The sequence below is a fragment of the Curtobacterium sp. MCLR17_054 genome (assembly GCF_003234335.2).
Taxonomy (GTDB): Bacteria; Actinomycetota; Actinomycetes; order Actinomycetales; family Microbacteriaceae; genus Curtobacterium; species Curtobacterium flaccumfaciens.
In genome coordinates this window covers 3,316,530-3,328,369 of record NZ_CP126263.1, presented here as the reverse complement: position 1 = coordinate 3,328,369, position 11,840 = coordinate 3,316,530, and the positions used below count along the sequence as shown (strand labels likewise).

Annotated in this window: 11 protein-coding genes; 7 read left to right on the top strand and 4 right to left on the bottom strand. The window is 71.4% G+C overall.

Annotated features, from left to right (window positions below; all coding sequences use genetic code 11):
• The first annotated feature begins 26 nt into the window (after positions 1–26).
• From DEJ08_RS15730 to DEJ08_RS15715, 4 genes are all read left to right on the top strand, one after another.
• Positions 27–299: a hypothetical protein gene (locus tag DEJ08_RS15730; RefSeq protein WP_111054054.1), complete on the top strand. Its 273-nt coding sequence runs from the start codon at positions 27–29 to the stop codon at positions 297–299.
• A 243-nt stretch (positions 300–542) separates the two neighbouring features.
• Entirely contained in the window at positions 543–1,364 is an 822-nt protein-coding gene (locus DEJ08_RS15725; RefSeq protein WP_111054053.1) for an ABC transporter substrate-binding protein, read from the top strand.
• A gap of 4 nt (positions 1,365–1,368) precedes the next feature.
• On the top strand, positions 1,369–2,247 hold the full coding sequence (locus DEJ08_RS15720) for an amino acid ABC transporter permease (protein WP_071404033.1): 879 nt from the start codon (positions 1,369–1,371) through the stop codon (positions 2,245–2,247).
• Positions 2,244–3,020 carry an amino acid ABC transporter ATP-binding protein gene (locus DEJ08_RS15715; protein ID WP_111032378.1) on the top strand — a complete coding sequence of 259 codons (777 nt, stop codon included), beginning with the start codon at positions 2,244–2,246 and terminating at the stop codon, positions 3,018–3,020. Before DEJ08_RS15720 ends, DEJ08_RS15715 begins: the two co-directional genes overlap by 4 nt.
• On the opposite strand, the gene DEJ08_RS15710 is transcribed toward DEJ08_RS15715, so the two are convergent.
• A complete protein-coding gene (locus DEJ08_RS15710) occupies positions 3,017–3,982 on the bottom strand; it encodes an NAD(P)H-quinone oxidoreductase (RefSeq protein ID WP_111054052.1) in 966 nt (321 codons plus the stop codon). The genes DEJ08_RS15715 and DEJ08_RS15710 overlap by 4 nt on opposite strands.
• Positions 3,983–4,130: 148 nt before the next feature.
• On the opposite strand from DEJ08_RS15710, the gene DEJ08_RS15705 reads away from it, so the two are divergent.
• Both DEJ08_RS15705 and DEJ08_RS15700 read left to right on the top strand, forming a co-directional pair.
• Positions 4,131–4,538: a hypothetical protein gene (locus tag DEJ08_RS15705; protein ID WP_071404030.1), complete on the top strand. Its 408-nt coding sequence runs from the start codon at positions 4,131–4,133 to the stop codon at positions 4,536–4,538.
• Positions 4,538–5,026: a hypothetical protein gene (locus DEJ08_RS15700; protein WP_111054051.1), complete on the top strand. Its 489-nt coding sequence runs from the start codon at positions 4,538–4,540 to the stop codon at positions 5,024–5,026. The genes DEJ08_RS15705 and DEJ08_RS15700 overlap by 1 nt, the downstream gene beginning before the upstream one ends.
• Before the next feature lie 93 nt (positions 5,027–5,119).
• Here the strand turns inward: DEJ08_RS15700 and DEJ08_RS15695 are convergent, their stop codons facing one another.
• From DEJ08_RS15695 to DEJ08_RS15685, 3 genes are all read right to left on the bottom strand, one after another.
• The gene (locus DEJ08_RS15695) at positions 5,120–5,998 is read right to left on the bottom strand and encodes an aldo/keto reductase (RefSeq protein WP_071244093.1); all 879 of its coding nucleotides are present in this window, start codon (positions 5,996–5,998) and stop codon (positions 5,120–5,122) included.
• A 181-nt stretch (positions 5,999–6,179) separates the two neighbouring features.
• Positions 6,180–6,647: a DUF6264 family protein gene (locus tag DEJ08_RS15690; RefSeq protein WP_111030703.1), complete on the bottom strand. Its 468-nt coding sequence runs from the start codon at positions 6,645–6,647 to the stop codon at positions 6,180–6,182.
• Positions 6,648–6,657: 10 nt separating this feature from the next.
• Entirely contained in the window at positions 6,658–7,530 is an 873-nt protein-coding gene (locus tag DEJ08_RS15685) for an HpcH/HpaI aldolase/citrate lyase family protein (protein WP_111038987.1), read from the bottom strand.
• Positions 7,531–7,715: 185 nt separating this feature from the next.
• Between DEJ08_RS15685 and DEJ08_RS15680 the strand changes: the two genes are divergently transcribed.
• Positions 7,716–11,543, top strand: a complete 3,828-nt coding sequence (locus DEJ08_RS15680; protein WP_111038986.1) for an ATP-binding protein — start codon at positions 7,716–7,718, stop codon at positions 11,541–11,543.
• Positions 11,544–11,840: the final 297 nt, after the last annotated feature.

The window sequence follows — 11,840 nt, the reverse complement described above, 5'->3', positions numbered from 1 at the left end:
CGTCATCGACAAGGAAGCCCCGGCCGATGGAATACCGGCCCGAGGACCGAGCGGGGGCTTACCTGCTCCAGCGTCTCCGGATCCGGTCCGACCAGCCCGGCAAGCCGATCCTCCTGGTGCACGACGTGGGCGACGACGCGACGGTCCGCGGGGTCCATCGGCGCTTCCGTCGGCACAGCCTCGCGCCAGGGGCGAAGACCGGCGGTGTCTGTGACGAGACGATGTGGGACGAGCTGCGACCCGTCTGGCGCACCGAGGTGACGAACGCACGGCGCGACGCCGTCGTCGTCTGGCCGTGACGGCGTTCGGGGGTGTCCAGGAAACAGAAAGGGGGCGCCCCGTGCTGGGACGCCCCTTGATCTCAGACCTCAGCCGAGCATGCGCCCGGTTCAGCCCGCGTCGTCAGACTACCAGCCCGGTCCCGACCCGTCGACTGGTGTGTGACACGAGACCAGGTCACCGTGACGCCCAGAGTCGCGTTGGTATCCCACTGCGAAGTACACTTCGACCTGCCCCCACCCCCCTCGCACGAAGGCCCGACCGTGACCCGTCACCTCCGCTTCACCCTCGCCGTCGCCACCGCCGCGGTCGCCGCCCTCGCCCTGTCGGCCTGCTCCGCCGGGGGCAGCAGCAACGCCGACGGCACCGTGACCGACGGCAAGCTCACGATCGCCACCGGTGACCCGGCGTACTCGCCCTGGGTCGAGGACAACAAGCCGCAGTCCGGCAAGGGCTTCGAGTCCGCCGTGGCCTACGCGGTCGCGAAGGAGATGGGCTACGGCAAGTCCGACGTCGTGTGGAAGCGCAGCACCTTCGACAGCGCCATCGCGCCGGGCCCGAAGGACTGGGACCTCAACGTCCAGCAGTTCTCGATCGACGCGAAGCGCAAGAAGGCCGTCGACATGTCGAGCGCCTACTACACGACGACCCAGGCGGTCGTGACGACGTCCGGGTCGAAGGCCGCCGGCGACACCACGATCGCCGCGCTCAAGCAGGATGCGATCGGCGTCGCGACCGGTTCGACGAGCATCGCGAGCGTCAAGGACGTCCTCGGTGTCACGCCGCAGGTGTTCAACTCCAACGACGACGCCGTGCTCGCGCTCAAGTCCGGGCAGATCGACGCGATCGTCACCGACCTGCCGACGGCGTTCTACATGGCCTCGGCCCAGGTCGACGACGGCACCGTGTCCGCGCAGTTCCCCGACGACGGCAAGGGCGACCAGTTCGGCTTCGTCCTGCCGAAGGGCTCGGAGCTGACGAGCAAGGTCGACAAGGCCCTGAAGACCCTCGACGACGACGGCACCCTGCGGGACCTGCAGACCAAGTGGCTGTCGTCGGAGACCGGCACGCCGGTCCTGAAGTAACCGGATGACCCTGCCAGCAGGGGCCGGCACCCCGGTCGCCGCACCCGCGCCGAGCCAGGTCGAGCTCGAGCGTCGGCTCTACCGCCGCCAGCGTGGCCGTCGCTCGGTCGTGGTGTCGGTCGTCTCCACCCTGGTCGTGCTCGCCGTCGTGTACTTCGGCGTCGTGAACACCCCCGGCTGGGCGGCGGTGCAGCAGTCGTTCTTCGACCCGCAGACCGCGGTCGACACGTTCCCGGACATCCTGCTGGGCCTCTGGCTGAACGTCCGGATCCTGTTCTTCAGCGCCATCGGCGTCGCCGTGTTCGGCACGCTGCTCGCGGTCGTCCGCGGCCTGCGCAACCCGGTGTTCTTCCCGCTGCGGATGCTCGCGACCGGCTACACGGACCTGTTCCGCGGCCTGCCGCTCATCATCGTGCTCTACCTGGTCGGCTACGGCATCCCCGGGCTCGGGGTGTTCCCGCGGCTCCCCGCCGAGGTCTGGGGCACGATCGCGATCACCCTGACCTACTCGTCGTACATCGCCGAGGTGCTCCGCGCCGGCATGGAGGCCGTGCACCCCTCGCAGCGCCTGGCCGCCCGGTCGCTCGGACTCTCGCACGCCAAGACACTGCGGCTCGTGGTGCTGCCGCAGGCGATCCGCAAGGTCACTCCGGCGCTGATGAACGACTTCGTGTCGATGCAGAAGGACGTCGGTCTGGTGTCGATCCTCGGGGCCGTCGACGCGGTCCGCTCCGCCCAGATCGCGCAGGCCGAGACCTACAACTTCACGCCGTACTTCGTCGCCGGGCTGCTGTTCGTGGTGATCAGCCTGCCGCTGATCCGCGTCACGGACGCGATCGCGCGTCGCCAGCAGCGGCGCGAACAGATCGGAGGGACCGTATGAGCGAGGCCGGCCTGGAGGCCCGTGGTGCGTCCGGTACGGACGCCGCGGTCCTCGAACTGCGCGGGTTGCGCAAGGCCTTCGGCGAGCACGAGGTCCTGCGCGGGATCGACCTGACGGTCCACCGCCACCAGGTCATCTGCGTCATCGGGGCCTCCGGCTCCGGCAAGTCGACGCTGCTCAAGACGGTCAATCTGCTCGAGGGCATCGACGACGGCGAGATCCTGCTGCAGGGCACGGACATCGCCGACCCGCGCGTCGCCGTCGACGCCGTTCGGGCGCGCATCGGTGTGGTGTTCCAGCAGTTCAACCTGTTCCCGCACATGAGCGTGCTCGACAACGTCACGCTCGCCTCCCGCCAGGTGCACGGCATCGGACGGGCCCAGGCCGAGGACACCGCGCGCCGGCTGCTCGACCGGATCGGTCTCGGCTCGTTCGCCGATGCGTACCCCGACCGCCTGTCCGGTGGGCAGCAGCAGCGCGTCGCGATCGTCCGGGCGATCGCGTCGGACCCGGAACTCCTGCTGCTCGACGAGGTCACGAGCGCCCTCGACCCGCAGCTCGTGGGCGAGGTGCTCGACCTGGTCACCGAGCTGAAGCGACAGGGTTCGACGATCCTGATGACGACGCACGAGATGCACTTCGCGCGGAACGTCGCCGACCGGATCGTGTTCCTGCACCGCGGCGAGGTCGTCGAGCAGGGTTCCCCCGCCGACGTCCTCGACCACCCGCAGCACCCGGCGCTCGTCGAGTTCCTCGCCCGCGTGCACGCCTAGGGCGTCAGCAGCACCTTGCCGATGACCTCGCCGTCGCGCACGCGGCGGTGGGCCTCCTCGACCTCGGCCAGGGGCAGCACCGAGTCGATGACCGGGCGCACCCGGCCGGCGGCGACCAGCGGCCAGACGTTGTAGCGGACCGCCTCGACGATGGCGGCCTTCTCGGCGAGTGGCCGTGCGCGCAGGGTCGTGCCGCTGATCGTCGCGCGCTTCCGCATCAGCACCCCGAAGTCGAGCTCGGCGGTGCGGCCGCTGCCCGAGGCGATGACCGCGATGTGCCCGTTCGGTGCGAGGGCCTGCAGGTTCCGCTCCAGGTAGGACGGTCCGACGACGTCGAGCACCACGTCGACGCCGACACCGTCGGTGAACGCCATGACGCGTTCCACGAAGTCCTCGGTGCGGTGGTCGATCACCAGGTCGGCACCGAGGTCACGGGACGCGGCGACCTTGCGGTCGCCGCCGCTCGTCGCGATCACCGTCGCACCGAGGGCCTTCGCCCACAGCACCGCGTGTGACCCCATGCCGCCCGTACCGCCGTGCACCAGGAGCGTCTGCCCCGGCCGGAGCCCGGCGAGCATGCCGATGTTGGAATAGACGGTGCAGGCGGCCTCGGGCAGCCCGGCCGCCTCGACCAGGTCGACGCTCTCGGGGACCGGCAGCACCTGGGTGACCGGCGCGACCACGAGTGCCGCGTACCCGCCGCCGGAGAGCAGCGCGCACACGCGGTCGCCCACCGCCACGGTCGTGACGCCCGCACCGACGGCCCGCACGATGCCGGAGACCTCGAGCCCGAGGACCTCCGATGCCCCGGGCGGCGGCGGGTAGTTCCCCGCGCGCTGCTGCAGGTCGGCGTTGTTGACGCCGGCCGCGGCGACCTCGATCAGGACCTCGTCCGTGCCGGGTTCCGGGTCGGGCAGGTCGGTGACGGACATGGAAGCGTCGTCGAACGTGATGGCTCGCATGCCCTCGACGGTACGCGCCACGTGCCTCCGGCCGGGTGCCGGTCGCCCACAACCCGGCCGGTCTCCCTGTGGATGTTCCCTGTACGCTCGATGACGGATCTGCACCTCATCCGGGGGAGTGCGGACAGATCGAGGGGGACTCTCCACCATGCCCAAGAAGCTCATCGCGCTGGCCACCGCCGGCCTCGCACTCACGCTGCTCGCCGGTTGCTCGACCGGGCCGTCCAAGGCCGAACAGTGCACGCAGTTCGAGAAGACGGTCAAGTCCGCCGCCCAGGGCGTCCAGTCGGAGGCCGCGAACCTGCAGTCCGACCCGGACGCCGCCGTCACGAAGCTCAAGGAGCTCGACGAGAAGATCTCCGACGGCGTCGACGACCTGTCGGACGACGACCTGAAGGCCAAGGGCGACGCCTTCGAAGAGGCGTACGGCGACCTGGTCGACGACATCGAGGACATCGCCGACGACCCGCAGTCGGCCGACGTCTCGGCCCTGACGAAGTCCAGCACCAAGGTGCAGGACGCCGGCAACGCGTTCCAGAAGGAGTGCAACTCCTGATGCGCCGCACCCTCACCGCGCTCGCCACCGCCGGCCTCGCACTCACGCTGCTCGCCGGCTGCTCGGGCGGCGACGGCGGTTCGTCCGACGGCGGCTCTTCCGGGGGCGACTCGGGCTCGTCCAGCGCACCGTCGGCCTCGAAGACCGCCGCAGCGGCACCCGTCCAGACCAAGCAGGAAGCCTGCTCGCTGCTCGAGAACGAACTCGCGTCGTTCCTCAAGGAGCAGGGTTCCAGCTCTGCCCCGGCCGAGCCGAAGGCCCGTGCGGCACTCGTCGACGAGTTCGTCCAGCGCATCGACTCGGCGCTGACGAAGGTCTCGAACGACCAGGTGCACGACACGTTCGAGGACTTCTCCGGCGCGGCCAAGGGCTACAGCTCGGCCATCCGCTCCGGCGCGGCCGAGGACTCCACCGAGGTCACGAAGGCCCAGTCCGAGGTGCAGACCACGCTCGACCAGGTCTCGGCGGTCTGCCCCGCCAAGAGCTGAGCGGGCGCACGCCCGGCCACGCACGACGACGCCCCGCCGCTCCTGGACCAGGAGCGGCGGGGCGTCGTGCTTCCCCCGTCGGGGGAACGGGCGTCAGACGGCCGCGGGCTGCGAGGCGTCGAGGCGTGCGACGTCCTCCGGCCGCAGCCGCACGGTCGGCGCCGTGATCGAGTTCAGGATGGACTGCGGCCGCGACGCACCGGGGATCGGCACGACGACGTCGCTCTTCTGCAGCTCCCACGCCAGGGCGATGACCTGCGGGGTGACCCCACGGTCGCGGGCGATGTACGCGAAGTCCTCGAACGCCGTGCCGAGGTCCGCCGCGCTCCCGATGCCACCGAGGGGGCTCCACGGCAGGAACGCGATGCCGAGCTCGTCGCACAGCTCGAGTTCCGGCTCGCTCGACCGGAACTTCGGCGAGTACTGGTTCTGCACCGACGCCAGGCGTCCGCCGAGGACCTCGTTCGCGGTGCGGATCTGGTCCGGGTCGGCGTTCGAGATGCCCGCCATCCGGATGACGCCCTCGTCGAGCAGCTCGGCGAGGGCCCCGATCGAGTCGGCGTACGGCACCGCCGGGTCGGGGCGGTGGAACTGGTACAGGCCGATCTGCTCGACGCCGAGCCGCTTCGCCGAGGCCTTCGCCGCCTCCTTCAGGTACTCCGGGTGCCCGTTCTGCGCCCAGTTGCCGGCCTCGGGGCGCAGGTGTCCGCCCTTCGTCGCGATGAGCACGTCCGAGGTGTCGTCGTGGAACTCCCGGACGGCCCGCGCGATGAGCTCCTCGTTGTGCCCCACCTCGTCGTGGCCGCCCAGGTGGTACGCGTCGGCGGTGTCGATGAGCGTGACACCGTTCTCGAGCGCTGCGTGGATCGTGGCGATGGACTGACGTTCGTCCGGTCGGCCCTCGATCGACATGGGCATCCCGCCCAGACCGATGGCACTGACGGACACGTCTCCGATGACTCGTTGCTTCATCGGCCCAGCATGCGCCGGGGGTGCGCTCGCACGCCCAGGTGGTCACGCCGTGGCCGTGACCGACAGGCGGACTGGAGGCGCGTGGCGGCCCCGCCTTCGCGCCTCCAGGCCGGAACGCACACGCGTTCTCGGACAGGACACGCGTCGATCGACGCGTGTCCTGTCGGAAGCGTGGTGTCGGTCAGGCGCTGGCGGACACCGACGACGAGGCGGAACCGCTGTCGACGGCGTTCGCGAAGACGACCCCGCCCCACACGATGACGACGATCGCGAGCACGAAGCCGATCGCGGCGATCCACCACGACGGCTTCCGCCGGATCCACGCGCCGATCGACAGCACGATCGTGGCGACCCCGATGACGAAGGCACCACCGACCGCGATGGCCGCGCCACCGAAGTACCCGCCGGGCGTGCAGCCCGACGAGGCGTCGCACTCCGCCGTGGCCGAGGCGATCGCGACGATGCCGACGACCGCCGTGATCGCGGTCATGACGGCACCGAACACCAGGAGCAGCACCGTCGAGATCCGGTCGGCGAGCTTCGCCGGCGGGAACAGCGTGGTGCCACCGCGCTCCCACGCCGCGCGCTGCGCGTCCGTGGGGCCGGAGGAGGACTGCGGCGGAGGGCCGGGGACGTTGGACCAGGTCATGCGTGCAGTCCTACCGCGCCTCGACCCCGAACGCCTGTGCGAGCCGCTGGATCTTCTGGGCCCGACCGAGCCGCGGCAGGTCGGAACCGTCGCGGATGACCCGGCCGCGGGCCTCGAAGTCGTCGAGAAAGTCCTGCGCCCAGGCGACGTCGGTCGGCGTGGGGGAGATGACCTCGTTGATGACGGGGAGCTGCTCGGTGTCCAGGCAGAGCTTGCCGGTGAGGCCGAGCGACACGGCCACCTGCGACTGCTCGCGGAGGATCGGGTGCGACGACCCGACCGTGGGGCCGTCGATCGGGCCCGGCAGGTCGCCGACGCGCGAGGCGACGACCAGCTTCGACCGCGGGTACGCCATCGCGAGCGTGTCGGCGCTGGTCCCGGTGTCGCGGCGGTAGTCGCCGGAACCGAAGGCCAGGCGGAACGCACCCTGCGCCTTGGCGATCGACACGGACTCCTCGATGCCCAGGGCCGACTCGACCAGGGCGATCACCGGCGTCTGGCCGCCGAGCCGGTGCCAGGTGTCGGTGACCTGGGCGGGGGACTCGGTCTTGGCGAGCATGACGCCCTGCAGCCCGGGCAGGCCGCGGAGCTCCTCGACGTCGTCCGCCCAGAAGTCCGTCGTGACGTCGTTGATGCGCACCCAGGCCTCGCCACCGCCGGCGAGCCAGGCGGCGACGCCCTGCCGGGCCGAGGGCTTCGCGGCGGGGTCGACGGCGTCCTCGATGTCCAGGATGATCTGGTCGGCGCGGGAGCGCTGGGACTTGTCGAACCGGTCGGTGGCGGTGCCGGACACCAGCAGCCACGACCGTGAGATCTCGGCGGGGACCGATCGACGCCGGTTCGGCGTGGGGGTGGACGGAGCGGTGCGGTCGTCGATGGCCATGCCCCGTTGGTACCACACCGGACGGGGCTGCCGTCGGATCGGGCGCGCCGCACGTCGGGTCGGACGGTGGCGCACGTCGGGCCGGACGGCGGTCACGTCCGTGCGGAAACCCCGAAACCTCGGTTCATTGCCAGAGAGGCCGTCCGGTTCCGCCTACAGTGTCGGATGTGTGGCGAGCGGACAGGGTGACCGACGGTGAGGACGACGTGAACGACGACGTCCCCGTCGAGGGTGCCCGCGCGCGCCCCGACGACGATCGAGACGAGCAGCAGGACGTGGACCAGGAACGGACCGACGACGAGCCGGACCGCACGCTCCGCCCGGAGCTGCAGATGACGAGCCCGCAGGCGATCAGCCTCGGCGACCCGCGGTTGCAGGCCGGCAACGCGGCCGAACCGACGTGGGACGGCTGGCGCACCCAGCTGACCGGTGTCGGCGGCACGAGCCCGCTCACGCACTTCAGCGACCACCCGCGCGCCCGCATCGAGCTCTCGACCACCCACCCGGGCGGTCTCGCGCAGTTCATCACCGGCAAGACGACCCTGCTGTCCAGCCTGATCCGCGACGAGGTGGCGCTCCGTGCCGCCCGCGTGGCCGCCGGACACGTCGAGGCGAAGGGCACCGAGCTGGCCACCGTGCGCGGCATCGACGCCGTGAAGCTCGGCATCGGCATGGCCGACTGGAAGCACGGCGACGAGCAGTTCCGCGGCCCGGTGCTCCTGCGTCCCCTGGCGATCCGCCGGCACGGACGCGACTTCGAGGTGCGCCTGCTCGGCGAACCGGTGCTCAACCCGGGCCTCGCCGACGCGCTGCACGAGCAGTTCGGGGTCATCCTCGACGCGCAGTCCTTCGTGGCCCTCGCGCAGCAGGACGGCTCGTTCACGCCGAACCCCGTCATCGACCGCCTGCGTGGCCTGACCGCGCACATCCCCGGCTTCTCGGTGCACGCACGCCTCGTGGTGTCCACCTTCGCCGAGGTCGCGACCGGCATGGTCGAGGACACCGGCGACCTGTCGCACCCCGTGCTCGACGCCCTCGCCGGCAACCCGAGCGCGAAGTGGCAGGTCGAGCAGTCCTACCACCCGGTCGAGCAGACCCCGTCGGACGAGCGCAGCCCGGAGACCGACACGCTCCTGCTCGACGCCGACGACGAGCAGGAGAACGTGATCGCACAGATCACGGCCGGTAACTCCATCGTCGTGAAGACCCTGCCGGGCACCGGTGGCACCCAGACCATCGTGAACGCCCTGGGTGGCCTGGTCGCCGCGAACAAGCGCGTGCTCGTCGTGAGCCCGCGCCGCGCCACCCTGCGGGGCATCGCCGCCCGCTTCGGCGAGGTCCAGCTGCCCGGGGTCGCGGTCACGCCGTCGACCCTGCGCCGTGACGTCGTCCGTGCGATCGCCCGGAACGAGAAGGCCGCGCGTCCGAACCTCCGCGAGGTCGACGACGCCCTGGTCCGCCTGCGCAAGGTGCTCAAGGACTACCGCGGTTCGCTCACCCGCAAGGACCCCGACTTCGGCGTCTCGGTGCTCGACTGCCTGGTCGAGCTGTCGCGCCTGTCGCTGCTGCCCGTCGCCCCGTCGACCACCGCGCGCCTGTCGAAGCAGTCCGTCGCCTCGATGGTCGAAGGCCGCTCGCGCGTCGCCGAGACGATGGTCAGCGCTGCGAACCTCGGTGAGTTCCGCTACGGGCCCGACGACTCGCCCTGGTACGGCGCGAAGTTCGGTTCGAGCGACGGTGCCCAGCGTGCGCACCGCATCGCGAAGGACCTCGACGCCGATGGCCTGCCGACCCTGCTCCGCCGCGCCCACGACCTGGTGAGCTCGACGCACATGCGCCAGTTCACGACCATCAACGAGCTCGGCATCTACCTGCGCCTGCTCACCGAGATCCGTGACACGCTCGACCGCTTCCTGCCGGTGGTCTTCGACCGCTCGGTGTCCGAGCTCGTGGCCGCCACCGCCCCCCGCGGCGAGGGAGCCCCGATGTCGTCGACGAACCGTCGCCGGCTCAAGAAGCTCGCCCGCGAGTACGTCCGACCGGGCGTGCACGTGTCCGACCTGCACGAGGCCCTGACCCGCGTCCAGCAGCAGCGGGTGCTCTGGCAGCGCTACGTCGCCGCCGGCGTGAACCCCGAGGTACCCACCGGCATCGCCGACGTCCAGGTGCTGTTCTCGAACGTCGCCGAGGACCTCGCGCGCCTCGACGAGCCGCTGGGCCGCACCGAGCGTGACCGCCAGCTCGCGAACACGCCGGTCGACCAGCTCGTCCCGACCATCGCCGAGCTCGCCGCCGAGTCCGACGTCCTGCACAACCTGCAGGAGCGCACCGAGCTCATGCAGACCCTGCGCGACCTGCAGCTCGAACCGCTCATCACCGACCTGGCGAACCGGCACGTGCCGGACGTGCAGGTGCCGGCCGAGCTCGAGCTCGCCTGGTGGCAGTCCGCTCTCGAGACCATGCTCGAGTCCGACCGGGCCCTGCTCGGCGCGAACACCGACATGCTCGACCGGGTCGAGGCCGACTTCCGCCTGGTGGACGACGCCCACGCGGCCGGGGTCTCCCAGGGCCTGGCGTGGCAGCTCGCCGAGAACTGGAAGGTCGGTCTCGTCGACTGGCCCGAAGAAGCGACCGCACTCAAGACCCAGCTCCGCGACGGCGCGATCACCTCGCGCCTGCTGCAGGACTCCGCACCGCACCTGTCCCGGTCGATCGCACCCGTCTGGCTCGCCAGCCCGTACGAGGTGCCGCAGATCGCCGACACGATGCCGTTCGACACCGTGATCCTGGTCGACGCCGGCGCCGTGACGATCGCCGAGACCGTCGGTGCCGTCCGCCGTGCCCGCCAGACCGTCGTGTTCGGCGACCCGGTCACTCAGACGCCCTCGCCGTTCCGCATCGCCGTGGACCCCGAGCATCGGGCGCTGCAGGTCGACGAGGGCACGCTCGACGCGTTCCACGCCGACTCCGCCCTGGCGAAGCTGTCCACCTTGCTGCCGACCCTGTCACTGTCGCGGTCGTACCGCGCCGGCGGCGAGGACCTGGCCGAGCTCGTGAACCGTCGCTTCTACGGCGGCAAGATCGAGTCCCTGCCGTGGGCCGGCTCGTTCCTCGGCCACGGCTCGATCGCGCTCGACTACGTCAGCGACGGCAAGGCTGTCCCGGACCCCGAGTCCGGTGCCGTCGAGAGCGTCGACGCCGAGGTCGACCGCGTGGTCCGCCTCGTCATCGACCACGCCCGCACCCGTCCGACCGAGTCCCTCATGGTCATCACCGCATCGGCGAAGCACGCCGTGCGTGTCGAGCAGGCCGTGCTGACCGCCGCCCAGGGGCACAAGGACCTGACCGAGTTCGTCATCGGCGACCGTGCCGAGCCGTTCATCGTGGCGACGCTCGAGCAGTCGGTGGCGCAGAGCCGCGACCGCGTCGTGTTCTCCATCGGCTACGGCCGGACCCCGCACGGCCGTGTGCTGCGCGACTTCGGTCCGCTCGGCAAGCCCGGCGGCGAGCGGCTGCTGGCCGTCGCCATGACCCGCGCCCGTCGGTCGATGGTCATCGTCACCTGCTTCCAGCCGTCGGACATCGAGGCCGAGCGCATGGGCCACGGCACCGTCGCCCTCGCCGAGATCCTGGCCGAGGTGCGTGCCCGCACCACCGCCGAGTACGTGCCGGACGACTCCGACCCGCTGCTCGTCGACCTGGCCCGGCGCCTCGAGATGCGTGGCATCCCGGTGGCGCTCGGACACCGCGGCAAGCTCGGCCTCGTCGCCGCGCACGGCGGGGTCTGCGTCACGATCGAGACCGACGCGTCGCTGGTCAAGGGATCGCTGCGCGAGTCCCTGCGCCTGCGCCCCGAGGTCCTCCGCCGACTCGGCTGGCACTACGTGCGCGTGCACGCGTTCCAGCTGTTCTCCGACCCGGACCGCGTCGCCGACACCGTCGCGTCCGTGCTCGGGGTCGACCGCGGTGCCACGCAGGAGATCTCGATCCCACCGATCCCCGCCCGCCGATGAGCCGCCGGGCCTCGCGGCCCGCCGGTCCGGTGACGCCGGAGACGGACCAGCTGGTGGGCACGTGGACGCGGGTCGACGACGCGTCGTCAGCCGCGCCTCCCGTCCGTCCCGCCGCTGACGGAGGCGAGACGGCGGACCAGCCGGGAGGCCCGGTGCGGCGCCGCAGACGCGTCACCACCCAGCCGGTGGCGGGCTACGACCCGACGCCGTCGCCGGAACCGGCGCGGCACCGCGACGGTGAGAACGACGACCAGCTCCGGCGCGACGTCCCCCCGCACTGGTAACCGGTAGCCTGGC

Excerpts from the sequence above, each read along its gene's own strand:
- DEJ08_RS15730 (WP_111054054.1), top strand. The coding sequence starts at position 27 with ATGGAATACCGGCCCGAGGACCGAGCGGGGGCTTACCTGCTCCAGCGT.
- DEJ08_RS15720 (WP_071404033.1), top strand. The coding sequence starts at position 1,369 with ATGACCCTGCCAGCAGGGGCCGGCACCCCGGTCGCCGCACCCGCGCCG.
- DEJ08_RS15715 (WP_111032378.1), top strand. The coding sequence starts at position 2,244 with ATGAGCGAGGCCGGCCTGGAGGCCCGTGGTGCGTCCGGTACGGACGCC.
- DEJ08_RS15710 (WP_111054052.1), bottom strand. The coding sequence starts at position 3,982 with ATGCGAGCCATCACGTTCGACGACGCTTCCATGTCCGTCACCGACCTG.
- DEJ08_RS15705 (WP_071404030.1), top strand. The coding sequence starts at position 4,131 with ATGCCCAAGAAGCTCATCGCGCTGGCCACCGCCGGCCTCGCACTCACG.
- DEJ08_RS15700 (WP_111054051.1), top strand. The coding sequence starts at position 4,538 with ATGCGCCGCACCCTCACCGCGCTCGCCACCGCCGGCCTCGCACTCACG.
- DEJ08_RS15695 (WP_071244093.1), bottom strand. The coding sequence starts at position 5,998 with ATGAAGCAACGAGTCATCGGAGACGTGTCCGTCAGTGCCATCGGTCTG.
- DEJ08_RS15690 (WP_111030703.1), bottom strand. The coding sequence starts at position 6,647 with ATGACCTGGTCCAACGTCCCCGGCCCTCCGCCGCAGTCCTCCTCCGGC.
- DEJ08_RS15685 (WP_111038987.1), bottom strand. The coding sequence starts at position 7,530 with ATGGCCATCGACGACCGCACCGCTCCGTCCACCCCCACGCCGAACCGG.